Below are 15,585 nucleotides of genomic sequence, written 5' to 3' on the forward strand. Positions count from 1 at the left end.
AATGAGATAGTAAGTTAAGTTGATTGAAAAGGGTCATTTGTCATGAGTGGCTCTTTTTTTTAGTCCTCAGTCCTCAGTTCTCAGTCTTCAGTCCTCAGTTTTCAGTTTTTAGTTTTTAGTTTTGGGTCTTCAGTTGGCAGTTCTCAGTATTCAGTTTTCAGTATGCTTTCTGCCAATATATCAATCTTCCAGCTTCCAGCTTCGTACTTCCAACTTCTAGCCTCAAACCCAACTGTAAACTAATTTATAAACCCATTCATAATTCCCTCATAAATTCTTAAATTTGCAACTTATTAAAAACTGAAGACTAAAAACATGTTCAATAATTTAAGTGATAAGTTAGATAAAGCGTTACACGTATTAAAAGGTCATGGTAGCATTACAGAAGTCAATGTTGCAGAAACCTTAAAAGAAGTAAGACGTGCGCTTTTAGATGCCGATGTTAACTTTAAAATTGCAAAAGAATTTACCGTTCGTGTAAAAGAAAAAGCACTTGGTCAAGATGTATTAACCACATTACAACCAGGTCAGTTAATGGTAAAACTCGTTAAAGACGAATTAACCGAACTCATGGGTGGAGATGCCGAAGGAATTAATCTTTCTGGTAATCCAAGTGTGATTTTAATGTCTGGTTTGCAAGGTTCTGGTAAAACAACGTTTTCTGGTAAACTTGCTAATTATTTAAAAAATAAAAAAACAAAGAAACCTTTATTAGTAGCTTGTGATGTATATCGTCCTGCTGCGATAGATCAATTACATGTGGTAGGAGATCAAATAGGTGTTGAGGTTTTTAGTGATAAAGGGAATAATGATCCTGTGGCTATTTCAAAGGCTGGTATCGCGCATGCCAAGGCCAATGGTCATAACGTAGTCATTATTGATACCGCTGGTCGTTTGGCTGTAGATGAAGCCATGATGACTGAAATCTCTAACATTCACAAAGCCATTGAGCCACAAGAAACCTTGTTTGTTGTCGATTCTATGACAGGTCAAGATGCGGTGAATACAGCGAAAGCCTTTAATGATATTTTAAATTTTGACGGTGTTATCTTAACCAAATTAGATGGTGATACTAGAGGTGGAGCTGCAATTTCAATTAAATCTGTAGTTAACAAACCAATTAAATTTATTGGTACAGGTGAAAAGATGGAAGCGATTGATGTTTTCTATCCATCGCGTATGGCAGATCGTATTCTCGGAATGGGAGATGTGGTTTCTCTTGTTGAGCGTGCTCAAGAACAGTTTGATGAAGTTGAAGCTAGAAAATTACAGAAGAAGATTGCCAAAAACCAATTTGGGTTTGATGATTTCTTAAAACAGATTCAGCAAATTAAGAAAATGGGTAACATGAAGGATTTAGTAGGCATGATTCCTGGAGCAGGCAAAATGATGAAAGATATAGATATTGATGATGATGCATTTAAAGGTATAGAAGCTATTATTCATTCAATGACACCAGAAGAGCGCGCTAATCCAGCAGTGATAAACTCAAGTCGTAAAAAACGAATTGGAAAAGGTTCAGGAACTTCTGTTCAAGAAGTGAATCAGCTTTTAAAGCAATTTACGCAAATGAGTAAAATGATGAAAATGATGCAAGGTGGAGGCGGAAAACGTATGATGCAGATGATGCAGAATATGCCTAAATAGTTTACAGTATTCAGTCTTCAGTTGGCAGTCTCTTACTCAGTCTTCAGTTGACATTAATAATAAATATTTAATCAATTATAGCTTTGCGCCATAGCGTCTTTGCGAGAAAACAATAACCAAAAGCATGACAATTTTAGACGGAAAAAAAGTAAGCAACGACATTAAAAACGAAATCAAAGCCGAAGTCGATAAGATGAAAGCTAATGATGAAAAAGTACCACATTTAGCGGCTGTAATAGTTGGTAATGATGGTGCAAGTTTAACATACGTTGGTAGTAAAGTTAGAGCATGTGAGCGTGTTGGTTTCGAATCTACAATGGTGCGTTTATCTAGTACAACAAGTGAAATAGAGTTATTAGATAAAATTGAAGAGTTAAATGAAAATAGCGATATTGATGGATTTATAATTCAATTACCATTACCGCGCCAAATTAATACACAAAAGGTATTAATGGCGGTAAATCCAGATAAAGATGTCGATGGGTTTCATCCAATGAATTTTGGTAAAATGGCATTAGACATGTCTACTTTTATACCTGCAACACCTTTTGGAATTTTAGAATTGTTAGAGCGCTACAAAGTTGATACAGACGGAAAGCATACGGTTATAATTGGTCGTTCGCATATTGTAGGCCGTCCAATGAGTATTTTAATGGGGCGAAAAGGTTTTCCAGGAAACTCTACTGTTACCCTAACGCATAGTCACACTAAAAACATAACACAGATTACATCGCAAGCAGATATTATTATTTCAGCTTTAGGAATACCAAATTTTTTAAAGGCAGAAATGGTAAAAGATGATGCCGTTATTATTGATGTTGGTATTACACGTGTTACCGATGATTCTGATAAAGGTTATCGAATTACAGGTGATGTTGATTTTGAAAACGTAAGTAAAAAAGCAAGCTTTATTACACCAGTTCCTGGTGGAGTAGGACCAATGACTATTGCAATGTTATTAAAGAATACCTTGTTGGCTAGAGAGCAACATAGACAACATAAAAGGTAATCTTCTAAGGTGGAAATAGTATTGCCATTAATCGTTAAGACAAAAGTAACGATTGGTAGTTTTCAACATTTAACACCTATTCTTTTTGCTTTAGGTTTTACGATATATCTAATAAAATATTCTAGGAAAAATTTCAGTTTACTTCAAAAACAAAAAGCCGTTCATTATTTGGGTTGGCTTGTTTCGGCTACACTGATTTGTTTTCATATCTATCGAATAGCATGCGATAACTATAATTTTAAAACCGATTTACCACTTTATCTCTGTAGTTTAATGGCATTGCTGATTCCCATTTTTACATATTATCGTAAATATTGGATGTTTGAGATTTTAGTGTTTTGGATCATTGGCGGAACTTTACAAGCCGTAATTACACCAGATATTACGAAAGGATTTCCAAGCTTCGATTACTTTAGATATTGGATGGTCCATTTAGGCTTGTTAGCCATTATTTTCTATTTCATATTCGAATTAAAAATGAAGCCAACGCTAAAAAGTGTTTTTAAATCTTTTTTAGCACTTCAAGTGTATGTGCTTATGATGGTTGGACTAAATTATATTCTAGATGCTAATTATTTCTACTTAAATGAAAAGCCAAAATCTGCATCAATATTAGATTATTTTGGGGATTGGCCTTTTTATATAGTTGTAGTTCAATTAATTGTAATTCCTTTGTTTTTATTGATTTATTTGCCTTTTAGATTAAAGAAGCCAAATAGCTAAATAGGAAATGGTGCAATTTTACGTTATTTTACATCCAAATTGTTTATTTATGGAAACGATTAGGAAAACAATAACATTTACAGAGCAGCAAAATGAATGGATTAAGTTGAAAATTAAATCTGGAAATTTCACCAATGATAGTGAATATATTAGAGATTTAGTACGAAAAGACCAGATTCAAAATGAAAAGTTATTAGAACTAAAAATGGCAATAGATGAAGGTTTTAATAGTGGAGTAAGTCAAAAATCTATTTCAGACTTAATGAATGATGTAGATGATGGTAAAATATAAATTATCTGGTGCAGCTTCATTAGATATTGTCTCTATTTATAGATTGGGAAAATAATATTTTTGGTGCAGAACCAGCTAGGTCTTATTTAAATAATTTAGAATTGTTTTTAACTGAACTAGCAATACGACCGGAATTGGCAAGAGACGCTTCTACATTTGCTCATAATCTATGTTACTATAGATATAAAGCCCATGTGATTTTCTATCAGTTTTCAGATGACAACAAAATTTTTGTGATTAGAATTTTAGGAAAGCGAATGTTTATTCAGCATCCATGAATTGACATTTTACTTTGCAAATAACTGACCCATATCTTTAAAAGCTTTAAACTCTAGAGCATTTCCAGAAGGATCTTTAAAAAACATCGTTGCTTGTTCGCCAACTTGGCCCTCAAACCTAATATAAGGTTCAATGATGAATTTTATGCCTTTCGATTTTAATAATTCTGCAAATTTTTGAAACGCTTCCCAATCTAAAACCACACCAAAATGTGGCACAGGAACAGCCTTGCCATCAACAGCATTTGTATGAGAATTCTCTTCAGTCTGTTTTGCTTTGTAGTGAATAACCAACTGATGACCAAAGAAATTATAATCTACCCAATGGTCGCTACTTCGTCCTTCTTCAAGTTGAAGTACGTTGGTATAGAAATCTCTGCATAATGCTAAATCATGAACAGGGATGGCAAGATGAAATGGTGATACAGCCATAATTAGCGCCTGTTTTTTCTTGTTGTGTAGTTTTGCTTAGCCTCATACGTTTTTGTAGAATCACTAATTAATTCATTCAACGTTTTAAATTCGGCTTTAGTTAGTTCTCTATGCTTTCCAACTGGAATATCGAGTTTAATATTCATTATCCGAATTCGTTTTAAAGCTTGTACTTCATAATTGCAGTACTCACACATTCTACGAATTTGCCTGTTTAAACCTTGGGTTAAAATAATACTAAAGGTAAATTTATCTATTTTTTTAACCTCGCATTTATTGGTGTGCTTATCTAATTCTTCTAAATAAATACCGCCAGCCATACGTTCAATAAACGTTTGAGAAATGGGCTGGTCTACAGTTACGATGTATTCTTTTTCGTGATTATTACTCGCCCTTAAAATCTTGTTTACAATATCTCCATCGTCCGTAAGTAGAATTAAACCTTCACTTGGTTTGTCTAATCTTCCAATAGGAAAAATACGTTTTGGGTAGTTAATGTAATCAATGATATTGTCTTTTTCAACACGTGTATCTGTGGTGCAAACAATTCCTATTGGCTTATTAAAGGCCAAATACACAAAGTCTTGCTTACGTTCTCCAATAATTTCACCATCTACTTTTACTACATCTTCCGATGCGACTTTGGTTCCCATTTCTGGCACAACATCGTTAATGGTTACTCTTCCTGCTTCGATTAATCGGTCGGCTGCTCTACGAGAGCAATAACCAGCTTCGCTGAGGTATTTGTTTAGGCGTTTTAAATCTTCTGACATAGTGTAAAAATACAATAAAGATTACTCATTTATAAACTCAATAATCTGAGGGGTTAAGGATGCATCCTTTAATCCATGTCCAAATCCAGATGTAGAAATTAATTTTGAATTTTTATAACGATTCTTAAGAAGAAGCGCATCTTCATAAGGAATGATTCGGTCTTCTTTATCATGAATAATTAAACCTTTTGCTTCAATAGAAGTTGTAAATTCAGCTGTTGAAAAATAGGTGATAGGTTGCCCATAACTTTCTAAAATAATAGAGTCTATACCTTTTGAAATACGACTATTATAACCCATCATTTTCTTATACCTATCAAATACTCCAATAGAATTAGCTGGAGCTCCCAATAATATGAGTTTTTCTACTGTTGGTAACTGGTTTTGATAGACACTAAAAACACTAGCCATGCCACCAACGGAATGTCCAATTACAACTTCTGGTTTAAATTTCTTAATAGCAACATTTATGAACTCAGCATATAAAATTGATGTAAATCGTTTGCCATCAGATCTGCCATGTGCAGGAGCATCTAAAGCAACAATGTTATAATCTTGAGCTTTAAAATCTTTTAAAATATAGTCCCATCGCGATGTATTGCTTTCCCAACCATGTACTAATAATATGGTTTTACCTTTCCCAACCCAACGGTAGGTGGCAATATCAAAATTGTTATAGGTAACTTCTTCAAAAAAAGCAGATTCAATAATACGTTTTTGGTCGTCGTTGTAACGCCCTTTTCTCGGTGAGGAGAATAAATTTATTGCTCTTTTTGCTGCAAATTTGCTAGATATTAAGCTCGTTGCATTAAGCGCACTACCAATGGATTTTATTACAAAACTACTCATGCTATTGGTCTTCTCTTTTAACGGCTTTAATAGAAAATGCTGGACGACAAATTGCTAAATATTCACAAGGTTCTGTAAACGGGTTAGAATATTGAACACGTACGTTTTTATTTACTTTAATAGATTGGCCAGCTTCTAAAATAATCGTGTCTCCATCTATAATAAATTGCTTTTTACCTTTTATTATAAATGTGTATTCGTCGAACTCTGGGGTCTGAAAAGGTTCAGACCAGCCAGCAGGTGCAACCATATGAGCAATACTTATTTCTGAATTGCCATCGGTTGCATTTCCAAAATGTTCTTTTATAATTTTACCATCTTCTGTTGGGAATAAAAAAGGGGTGTTTTGAATAGTATAGTTTTGTTTTTTAGGCATATTTTAAATGTTTGCTATTAATGGAAGACTGCTAAACGTCGCTTACCAATGAATCATAAAGTATTTAATCTTCGCTTTTTCAGGAATTTGAATAGGATCAATGGCCATATCCATATCAAAACGCATACTTGCCGGTAATTCTTTTTTATCAATTGTAAAAGAGGCGTTTATTTCATTAACCGATACCACAATCACATTAATTAAATTGTCAATTTTTGAAATTTTATAAGCAGCCTTAATATCTTTAAATGTACTTAAGTTTGATATCTTTTTATTGGTGCTGTAACGCGAATCAATAATGTTTACACTCTTAATAACAGAGGTAGAATCTTTGGCTTTTCTAGGTGTTAGGTCTAAGAGTTTTTTGCCTCCTTTTTCATAAACTTCAATGGTGTTTACCGATCCTATGTAATCATCGCCAGAAACGTATCTAACAATAGAGTCCTTACTATAAATAGCATCTAATTCTTTTACCTGAGTAGAATCTGTTAATAAACCAATGTGGTTTTTAGCAATTTCAAACGGATTTTGCGCTTTGTCTTTTGTGCAGCTAGTTATTAAAAGTGCACATATAGTTACAGTAAATAAGGTGTTTTTCATTTCAAAAAGTTAGTGTCTATTTAATCATTTTACTTATTATTCCCAAAACTCCTCGGATTACGGTTGCACTAGTTAGAACCTTTACAATTGGATTCATTCTGTTACTTCTAGCTCTAGTAGATCGGGTTTGTTTTTTGCTTTCTGCGCGTTTTAAAGCTTCTTTTTCTTCTTTGGCTTTTTGTTTCGCTTCTTCGGCTTCGGCTTGCTTAATTTTTTCATTTAGCATTTCGTAAGCACTTTCTCGGTCAATCTCTTGATTGTATTTTTTGGCCAGTTGAGATTGCGATAACAATCCGCCTAATTCAGCTTCCGTTAAAATATCCATTCGGCTCATTGGTGCACGCAACATTGTCGCCGCTAATGGTGTCGGTTTTCCTTTTTCATCTAATGCTGAAACTAAGGCTTCTCCAATTCCTAAGGATGTTAAAACTTCTGCTGTATCATAATACTCTGTGTCAGGATAATTCTGAGCCGTTAATTTAATCGCTTTTCTGTCTTTTGCAGTAAATGCTCTTAAGGCATGTTGTACTTTTAGGCCCAACTGTCCTAAAACGGCTTCTGGAACATCGGTTGGATTCTGAGTTACAAAATACAAACCAACTCCTTTACTTCGAATGAGTTTTACAATACTTTCAATCTGATATAATAAGGCGTCCGAAGCTTCATTAAATATTAAATGAGCCTCGTCAATAAACATAATTAACTCTGGTCTTCCACTATCTCCTTGTTCGGGAAACGTTGAATAAATCTCAGCTAATAAACTCAACATAAATGTTGAGAATAATTTTGGCTTATCTTGAATATCTGTTAGTCTTATTATATTTATAAAACCACGACCGTTTTCATCAATTCGTAATAGATCTTGAGTATCGAAAGAGGTTTCGCCAAAAAACAAATCACCACCTTGTTGTTCAATTTCTATTATTTTTCTTAAAATAGCTCCTGTTGATGCTGTTGAAATACGACCATAAGATTCCTGGAACTCTTCTTTGCCTTCATTTGTAGCATATTGTAGGATTTTCTTAAAATCTTTAAGATCCAATAAAGGTAAATGGTTGTCGTCACAATATTTGAAAATCACAGAAATAATTCCCGCTTGGGTTTCAGTAACATCTAATATTCTTGAAATTAAAACAGGACCAAATTCACTGATCGTTGCTCTTAAGCGAACTCCATCTTGTTCGGACAAGGTCATAACTTCAACAGGAAAAGCTTTAGGTTCAAAAGGTAAGCCTATTTGTTCGTGTCGTTCATCAATTTTTGCATGTCCTTCACTTGCCTTTGCTAAGCCACTTAAGTCTCCTTTGATGTCCATTAATAAAACAGGTACACCTTTTTCAGATAAATTTTCGGCTAAAACCTGAAGCGTTTTTGTTTTTCCTGTACCAGTTGCACCAGCAATAAGTCCATGTCTGTTCATGGTTTTTAATGGAACCTTTACAAAAGTATTGGTCTTAGTTTCACCATCTAACATGGCAGAACCTAAGGTAATAAATTCGCCTTTAAACGTGTTTCCATCGTTAATGTCTTTTATAAAAGCTTCAGAGTTTTTCATTAATCAGAAAATTTGGATAAAAATAATGTAATTTTAATCAAGTATGAAATTGTTTTCAGTCACAGTCTTCGTATTGCAAAGTAAATATGACAAAATATTAAGTCTCTATGAATAAATGTTGAACTATTGCGTAGAGTTTACTGTTCACTGCAACTAAATACTGCATACTTATTAATATATTTGCATCCTTATGACAAGACGAGAACGACAAGAGTTAATAGATAAAGGATTATTGCTGCCTTTAATGGAAGAGTTTTATACCATTCAAGGTGAAGGTTTCCACAAAGGAACAGCAGCGTATTTTGTGAGAATTGGTGGTTGTGATGTGGGTTGCCATTGGTGCGACGTTAAAGAAAGTTGGTTGGCTGAATTGCATCCTCCTACTGAAACTGAGAAAATTGTTGAAAATGCCGTAAAGTATAGTGATACCATTATTGTAACAGGTGGAGAGCCTTTAACTTGGGATATGGGACCGTTAACAGCGCAATTAAAAGCGAAAGGTGTACAAACACATATTGAAACTTCTGGCGCATATAAGTTAACAGGTGAGTGGGATTGGATTTGTTTGTCGCCTAAAAAAATGAAGTTACCAACAGATGAAGTTTTTGAAAAAGCACACGAATTAAAATGTATTATTTTTAATAAAGACGATTTTAGATTTGCGGAAGAACAAGCAGCAAAAGTAAATAAGGATTGCATTTTGTATTTACAGCCAGAGTGGAGTAAGCGCGATAAGATGATGCCATTGATTGTAGATTATGTAATGGCAAATCCTAAATGGAAAGTATCATTACAGACGCATAAATATTTGAATATACCGTAAGTTTAGGTATTAGGTATTAGGTATTAGGTATTAGGTATTAGTGCGATTCGAATAAGAATTAAATAAAAAAGTTCCGAGAAGATTTATAATTCTCGGAACTTTTTTGATTTTTGTCTAACGTCTAACAATTACATCTTAAAAGGGACGGCAACTCTAACAGTTCCCCATCCTAAATGCATTTCTAAGGCGTCGTCACCCTTGTCAAAAGCAATAGAAAAAGCATCTAGTGACTCTTTTCCTTTAGTCACAGGTACAGTTACGCGTGCTACATCATTCTCTTTGTTGTAGAAGTAACTTCCCCAAACATTAAGGTCAGTACTGATGATAGCTGTCCATTCTTTTTGTCCAGGAATAACGTAAAATGTATAAGTTCCTGCTTTTACTTCAGTACCTCCTACTTTCATGTCTTTATAAAGTGTAAGTTCAGCAGCTTCGTTAGCACCTGTTCTCCACACTTCACCTTCTTTTGCTAATTCACTTACAGAACGGTCTTTTAACTGTGGACGACTATAAGTAATTTTAATTAGCTTGTTTGAGTCTTTATAATCGGCAGGAAAAGAAGCAGCATCCATAGGGCTTTTGTCTAAGTCCTTAAATTCTTGCGCACCAACATTTAATGTCAATACCATTAAAAATGCGAAAGTAATCGAAGTCAATACGTTTGATGTTTTCATAAGAAATAATGTGTTTTTGGTTTTGTTAAAAATAGTTTTTAATTCAGCGAATAGTCGTAATTAAATATTAAAATTTACAAATTCATAGTAAAACTAATAATATTAAGATGGGTTAGTTTTAGTTTAGTGTTAATATGGTTAATAAAATTACAAAATGAAACCATTAAACGTGTTTGTGTTTTTAATATGAAAGTTTAAGTTCATATTTGTCCTGTAATTAATAATGAAAGGCTGAATTTAAGTATAGCCTAATAAAAAAAATAAAAAGTTATGTGCGGAATAGTATGTGCGTTCGATATAAAGCAAAAAGTAGATGATTTAAGACCACAGGTTTTAGAGATGGCAAAAACAATCCGTCATCGTGGACCAGACTGGAGCGGAATCTATAGTGATGATAAAGTGATTATGGCTCATGAGCGTTTGGCGATTGTAGATCCAGCTTCTGGAAAACAACCCTTGTTCAGTCCAGATAAAAAATTAATCTTAGCAGCAAATGGGGAAATCTACAACCATAAGGCATTACGATCTCAGTTTCCAGATTATGACTTTCAAACTGAAAGTGACTGCGAAGTCATTTTAGCCTTATACCAAGAAAAAGGAGTTGACTTTGTAGATGATATGAATGGAATATTCGGTTTTGCTATCTATGATGCAGAAAAAGATGAATATTTTGTGGCTAGAGATCATATGGGAATTATTCCTTTATATATAGGATGGGATAAAAACGGAACGTTTTATGTCGCTTCAGAATTAAAAGCTTTAGAAGGTATTTGTACTAAAATTGAATTATTTCCTCCAGGGCATTATATGTCTAGTAAAGATGGTGAATTTGTAAAATGGTACAAACGCGACTGGTCAGAATACGAAGCCGTAAAGGAAAACGAAACCAGTGTTGCTGAAGTAAAACAAGCCTTAGAAGATGCTGTACACAGACAATTAATGAGTGATGTACCTTATGGAGTGTTATTATCTGGTGGCTTGGATTCATCTGTAACTTCGGCTATAGCTAAAAAATATTCTGAACGACGTGTAGAAGCCGATGATAAAGAAAAAGCATGGTGGCCGCAATTACACTCTTTTTCTGTAGGACTAGAAGGATCTCCAGACTTAGCAGCTGCTAAAAAAGTAGCCGATCATATTGGAACTGTGCATCATGAAATAAAATTTACCATTCAAGAAGGTTTAGATGCGATTAAAGATGTTATTCACAATATAGAAACTTACGATATTACCACAATCCGTTCGTCAACACCTATGTATTTAATGGCGCGAGTTATTAAGTCGATGGGAATTAAAATGGTATTGTCTGGTGAAGGTGCTGATGAGTTGTTTGGAGGTTATTTATATTTTCACAAGGCTCCAAGTGCACAAGAATTTCATGAAGAAACGGTGCGTAAATTAGATAAATTACACATGTACGATTGTTTAAGAGCAAACAAAAGTTTAGCGGCCTGGGGAATTGAAGGTCGTGTGCCATTTTTAGATAAAGAATTTATGGATGTGGCCATGCGCATTAACCCAAAAGATAAAATGATCAATGGAGAGCGTATGGAAAAATGGGTAATTAGAAAAGCATTTGAAGACTACATTCCAGAAAGTGTCGCTTGGAGACAAAAGGAACAGTTTAGTGATGGAGTCGGTTACAGTTGGATTGATACCTTAAAAGAACTCGTTGAAAATGAAGTAACAGACGAGCAAATAGAAAATGCGAAATTCCGTTTTCCAATTAACACACCTTTAAACAAGGAAGAGTATTATTACAGAACTATTTTTGAAGGGCATTTTCCTAGTGATGCGGCAGCATTGAGTGTGCCTCAAGAAGCAAGTGTTGCTTGTAGTACAGCTACAGCTTTAGAATGGGATGCGGCTTTTAAAAACATGAACGATCCTTCTGGTAGAGCAATTGCTAATGTGCATTCAGATTCTTATGTAAAAGCTTAGATTAAAAAAGCTAATTAGAAAAAAGACCAATCTTTTAATAAGGTAGGTCTTTTTTTTTACACAGTATTGTCGTAATTTCATAATCTTAGTTTGAAATAATGTCATTACCAAATTTTAGAAAATTTCTTATCGAAAAAGGAGGCTTGTCTGAAGAAGAATTTTCACAAGTAGAACCTTTCATAAAAACGAAATCAGTTACCAGTTATGAGTTTTTATTAAAAGCTGGTGAGGTTTGTTCGCACTCATTCTTTGTAGAACAAGGAGTGCTTCGGTTTTATGCTTTAAATGAAGAAGGAAAAGAAAATATTCTACAGTTCGCTACGGAGAGTTGGATTGTTAGTGATCGTGGAAGTGTGTTTTTTCAAGAGCCTTCAACCTATTATATTGATGCTATTGAGGATACATTAACAGTCGTATTAGATGATGCCTTTATCAGTGAAGTTGTAAAGGTCAATTCAAATTTTAGAATTCAAAACGAAAAATTACTACAAAATCATATTCGGCATTTATATAAACGAGTTACTTTATTAATTGGAGCAACTGCAAAAGCTAGATACTTAGAATTTGTAAATATGTATCCAGATATTATGTTGCGTGTGCCACAATGGATGATTGCTTCTTACTTGGGAATCACACCAGAAAGTTTGAGTAGAGTGCGCAAAGCATTAGCAAACGAAAACTTTAAACCCTAGAAATTCTACTTTACTAGTTTAAAGGTTTTACTTCTTATCAAATGTCAATGCAAGCCTCTTATTGTTGCTGTAGTTTTACAGTAAATAATAGAAAGGATAAATTATGAGACATTTAAAAGTACTAGTGGTCACTACAGACACGACTATTCCAAAAGTTTTAAACTGGAAAGTTTCTACTGTAAATGCTGTAGAAATGGCCATTGAAAAATTACAACAACAAGCTTATAATGTGGTTGCAATATCTAAGTCATTTAATATCGAAGATAAAAGTAAATTAAGTAAGGTGATATCCATTTTATATGACGATGCCACTTTGGTAGAATATACTGATAATAAGACGATATCTGAAACTGTTAAGACGTCCTATTGGAGAAAAAACAAGCCAAACACACAAAGTAACTATTTGGACAATTCATTCGAAATAAAATTGGCAAATAGTATTAATTAAAAAAAATAGAACTATGAAAACTAATAAATTAAGAAGTATAGAAAAAGTAACCCAACCAGGAACACCACATTTTGTAGGTGATGGATTTAGAGTCCATAATTTCATTCCAGGAACATCAACCATGCAACGTATGGATCCGTTTATTATGCTAGATTATAATTCAAAATATAATTTTCCACCAACAAACCAACCAAAAGGTGTTGGTGTGCATCCTCACAGAGGTTTTGAAACGGTTACCATTGCATATAGAGGTCGCGTTGAACACGATGATAGTTCTGGAGGTGGAGGTATTATTGGTGAAGGTGATGTGCAATGGATGACAGCCGCTTCAGGAGTTTTACACAAAGAATTTCATGAAACCGAATGGAGTAAAAGAGGTGGCGAGTTTCAAATGGTACAATTATGGGTGAATTTGCCAGCAAAGGATAAAATGAGCTCTCCAAAATACCAAGCCATCGTAAATTCAGAGATAACGAAAGTCGCTTTACCGGACAATGGAGGAGAAGTAGAAGTGATTGCAGGAAACTATGAAGGTCATAAAGGGTCGGCATCTACATTTTCGCCTATAAACATGTTTAATGTAAAGCTCAAAAAAGGTGCAAAGACGGAATTGTCTTTTCCTGAAAACTATACAACAGCCTTGTTAATGGTAGAAGGAGATGCTAAAGTGAATGGAGATACCAATGCACCTCAAGATCATTTTGTGATGTTTAGCAATAATGGCGAGACCTTTACTGTTGAAGCATTAAATGATACCGTAATTTTAGTGTTAAGTGGTGAGCCTATTAATGAACCCATTGCAGCACATGGTCCTTTTGTGATGAATACACAAGAGGAGCTTATTGAGGCATTTCAAGACTTTAATACTGGTAAATTTGGGTATTTAGAGGATTAGTAATTATAAAAAGTAGTTCATTTTTTTTGAACTACTTTTTTATATCTTTAAGAATTGAGAGACGAATTTAAAACATACCACTTCGCAAAAACGAAGACAATAAGTGTTTCTAATTAGAGATTGATACTAACGTGACTTTTATCCAATATAAAGAGAAGAGTCATTGAGTAGCGTTATTTTCATACCAAAGTGCAATCTGGTTTAAATTGATACAGGAGCTGCAAGCACTGTGGTTGACAAAACGCTAAAATATATTGAAAATCAAGATAAAAAACATCCGGATTATAAACGCAGAATAGATGTGCGTTTAAAAGGGGACAACAACCTGTAACTATGTCTAACACTAAATTTATTATAGAAGAACGCGCTGCCAATATTGGTAATTTTATGGTTGGGCGTTTATTGCCATTTCGACAAAAACGTATGGTTGGGCCTTTCATTTTTATAGATCACATGGGGCCGGCTTGTCTAAGTGATTCTGAAAACATGGATATTGCTATGCATCCACATATTGGCTTATCTACCTTAACATTTTTGTTTGAAGGTTCTATTATGCATCGTGATAGTTTAGGAACGGAAATTGAAATAAAACCAGGAGCCGTAAATTGGATGACAGCAGGAAAAGGCGTAGTACATACAGAGCGAACTCCAGACTATTTGCGCCATTCAAAAAAAATGCTTCATGGTTTACAAATTTGGGTAGCCTTACCCAAAGCAGATGAGCAATGCGAACCATCTTTTACACATGTTTCTGCAGATGACATTCCGAGTTGGGAAGATAATAAGGTTAGTTTTAAACTTATTGCAGGTAAAGCTTTTGGCAAAAAATCACCAGTGCCTGTATATAGTCCTCTTTATTTTATTGAAATAAAATCTAGTGAAACTAAAACCATTTCAATCGGTGAATATTTATATGGTGAAAGTGCCCTATATATTTTAGAAGGAAGTATTAAAAGTGATGGGCATACATATGAGTCAAAACAATTATTAGTAGCAAAAGACAGCACTTTGTGTGCCTTTGAAATTCAAGCCAATTCAATCATTTATATTTTTGGTGGAGATGCATTTCCAGAAGAGCGTTTTATTGAATGGAATTTTGTAGCATCAGACAAAGCGTTTATTGAAAAAGCAAAGCAAGACTGGAAAGCCGATAGGTTTCCGAAAGTGATCAATGAAACGGTCCGTATTCCTTTGCCAACACCTAAGCGGTTTGGCAGTTAGTTATGGTTTGAAAAAATCATAGAAAAAATAAAGTTATTAAAGCAGGAAAAGCGGCATTTAGCAATGGTGTTTTAACGATTGTAATTACTATTATGGTGTTAGAGTTGAAAGCTCTAGAAGATACCGCTTTTTGAAGTTTATTAGCTGTAGCTCTAATATTTATAAGTTACTTGTTAAGCTCTATTTATATCGATGTTTATTGGAATAATCATCATCATTCAGTTCAATTTACTCAGAAGATAAACGGGAGCAAACCGTGAGCGAACTAGCATTCGTTGGTATGGTTGTCTTTAATTCCTTCTACTACAAGCTGGTTGGGCGAAAATGAATATTATATTGAGGCAATACTTGTGGCTA

Annotated in this window: 18 protein-coding genes and 1 pseudogene; 12 read left to right on the forward strand and 7 right to left on the reverse strand. The window is 34.1% G+C overall.

Annotation, left to right across the window (positions count from 1 at the left end; all coding sequences use genetic code 11):
- Nucleotides 1–315: 315 nt before the first annotated feature.
- The 5 genes from ffh to ITJ86_RS11000 all read left to right on the forward strand — a co-directional run bounded on the left by ffh (nt 316) and on the right by ITJ86_RS11000 (nt 3,949).
- The gene (gene ffh / locus ITJ86_RS10980) at nt 316–1,647 is read left to right on the forward strand and encodes a signal recognition particle protein (protein ID WP_195871682.1); all 1,332 of its coding nucleotides are present in this window, start codon (nt 316–318) and stop codon (nt 1,645–1,647) included.
- A gap of 124 nt (nt 1,648–1,771) precedes the next feature.
- A complete protein-coding gene (locus ITJ86_RS10985) occupies nt 1,772–2,656 on the forward strand; it encodes a bifunctional 5,10-methylenetetrahydrofolate dehydrogenase/5,10-methenyltetrahydrofolate cyclohydrolase (protein WP_195871683.1) in 885 nt (294 codons plus the stop codon).
- A gap of 9 nt (nt 2,657–2,665) precedes the next feature.
- Entirely contained in the window at nt 2,666–3,379 is a 714-nt protein-coding gene (locus ITJ86_RS10990) for a YwaF family protein (protein ID WP_317190625.1), read from the forward strand.
- A gap of 49 nt (nt 3,380–3,428) precedes the next feature.
- The gene (locus ITJ86_RS10995) at nt 3,429–3,671 is read left to right on the forward strand and encodes a type II toxin-antitoxin system ParD family antitoxin (protein WP_195871684.1); all 243 of its coding nucleotides are present in this window, start codon (nt 3,429–3,431) and stop codon (nt 3,669–3,671) included.
- A gap of 26 nt (nt 3,672–3,697) precedes the next feature.
- Nucleotides 3,698–3,949 (forward strand): type II toxin-antitoxin system RelE/ParE family toxin, encoded by a 252-nt coding sequence (locus ITJ86_RS11000; RefSeq protein ID WP_195871685.1) that lies wholly within the window; start codon nt 3,698–3,700, stop codon nt 3,947–3,949.
- A gap of 9 nt (nt 3,950–3,958) precedes the next feature.
- Here ITJ86_RS11000 and ITJ86_RS11005 read toward each other — a convergent pair whose 3' ends face one another.
- Genes ITJ86_RS11005 through ITJ86_RS11030 form a run of 6 tightly spaced genes read right to left on the reverse strand, consistent with a single transcriptional unit; the run spans nt 3,959 to nt 8,534 of the window.
- On the reverse strand, nt 3,959–4,384 hold the full coding sequence (locus ITJ86_RS11005; protein ID WP_195871723.1) for a VOC family protein: 426 nt from the start codon (nt 4,382–4,384) through the stop codon (nt 3,959–3,961).
- A complete protein-coding gene (locus ITJ86_RS11010) occupies nt 4,384–5,154 on the reverse strand; it encodes a pseudouridine synthase (RefSeq protein WP_195871686.1) in 771 nt (256 codons plus the stop codon). Before ITJ86_RS11010 ends, ITJ86_RS11005 begins: the two co-directional genes overlap by 1 nt.
- 21 nt (nt 5,155–5,175) lie before the next feature.
- On the reverse strand, nt 5,176–6,003 hold the full coding sequence (locus ITJ86_RS11015) for an alpha/beta fold hydrolase (RefSeq protein WP_195871687.1): 828 nt from the start codon (nt 6,001–6,003) through the stop codon (nt 5,176–5,178).
- Between the two features lies 1 nt (nt 6,004).
- The gene (locus ITJ86_RS11020) at nt 6,005–6,379 is read right to left on the reverse strand and encodes a cupin domain-containing protein (protein WP_195871688.1); all 375 of its coding nucleotides are present in this window, start codon (nt 6,377–6,379) and stop codon (nt 6,005–6,007) included.
- Nucleotides 6,380–6,421: 42 nt separating this feature from the next.
- Nucleotides 6,422–6,979: a hypothetical protein gene (locus ITJ86_RS11025; RefSeq protein ID WP_195871689.1), complete on the reverse strand. Its 558-nt coding sequence runs from the start codon at nt 6,977–6,979 to the stop codon at nt 6,422–6,424.
- A gap of 16 nt (nt 6,980–6,995) precedes the next feature.
- The gene (locus ITJ86_RS11030; RefSeq protein ID WP_195871690.1) at nt 6,996–8,534 is read right to left on the reverse strand and encodes a helicase HerA-like domain-containing protein; all 1,539 of its coding nucleotides are present in this window, start codon (nt 8,532–8,534) and stop codon (nt 6,996–6,998) included.
- Nucleotides 8,535–8,724: 190 nt separating this feature from the next.
- Here ITJ86_RS11030 and ITJ86_RS11035 point away from each other — a divergent pair, with 190 nt between their 5' ends.
- Entirely contained in the window at nt 8,725–9,357 is a 633-nt protein-coding gene (locus ITJ86_RS11035; protein WP_195871691.1) for a 7-carboxy-7-deazaguanine synthase QueE, read from the forward strand.
- A 128-nt stretch (nt 9,358–9,485) separates the two neighbouring features.
- Here the strand turns inward: ITJ86_RS11035 and ITJ86_RS11040 are convergent, their stop codons facing one another.
- On the reverse strand, nt 9,486–10,031 hold the full coding sequence (locus tag ITJ86_RS11040) for a DUF2911 domain-containing protein (RefSeq protein ID WP_195871692.1): 546 nt from the start codon (nt 10,029–10,031) through the stop codon (nt 9,486–9,488).
- 270 nt (nt 10,032–10,301) lie between these two features.
- Between ITJ86_RS11040 and asnB the strand changes: the two genes are divergently transcribed.
- The 6 genes and pseudogenes from asnB to ITJ86_RS17625 all read left to right on the forward strand — a co-directional run.
- Nucleotides 10,302–11,972: an asparagine synthase B gene (gene asnB / locus ITJ86_RS11045; protein WP_195871693.1), complete on the forward strand. Its 1,671-nt coding sequence runs from the start codon at nt 10,302–10,304 to the stop codon at nt 11,970–11,972.
- Between the two features lie 98 nt (nt 11,973–12,070).
- Nucleotides 12,071–12,664: a Crp/Fnr family transcriptional regulator gene (locus ITJ86_RS11050; RefSeq protein WP_195871694.1), complete on the forward strand. Its 594-nt coding sequence runs from the start codon at nt 12,071–12,073 to the stop codon at nt 12,662–12,664.
- 103 nt (nt 12,665–12,767) lie between these two features.
- Nucleotides 12,768–13,112 (forward strand): hypothetical protein, encoded by a 345-nt coding sequence (locus tag ITJ86_RS11055; RefSeq protein ID WP_195871695.1) that lies wholly within the window; start codon nt 12,768–12,770, stop codon nt 13,110–13,112.
- A 13-nt stretch (nt 13,113–13,125) separates the two neighbouring features.
- On the forward strand, nt 13,126–14,007 hold the full coding sequence (locus tag ITJ86_RS11060) for a pirin family protein (protein WP_195871696.1): 882 nt from the start codon (nt 13,126–13,128) through the stop codon (nt 14,005–14,007).
- Nucleotides 14,008–14,340: 333 nt separating this feature from the next.
- The gene (locus ITJ86_RS11065) at nt 14,341–15,228 is read left to right on the forward strand and encodes a pirin family protein (RefSeq protein WP_195871697.1); all 888 of its coding nucleotides are present in this window, start codon (nt 14,341–14,343) and stop codon (nt 15,226–15,228) included.
- Nucleotides 15,229–15,380: 152 nt separating this feature from the next.
- Nucleotides 15,381–15,488: pseudogene (locus tag ITJ86_RS17625) on the forward strand (TMEM175 family protein); the annotation flags it as partial.
- Nucleotides 15,489–15,585: the final 97 nt, after the last annotated feature.

This window comes from Winogradskyella marina (assembly GCF_015645385.1).
Classification (GTDB): Bacteria; Bacteroidota; Bacteroidia; order Flavobacteriales; family Flavobacteriaceae; genus Winogradskyella; species Winogradskyella marina.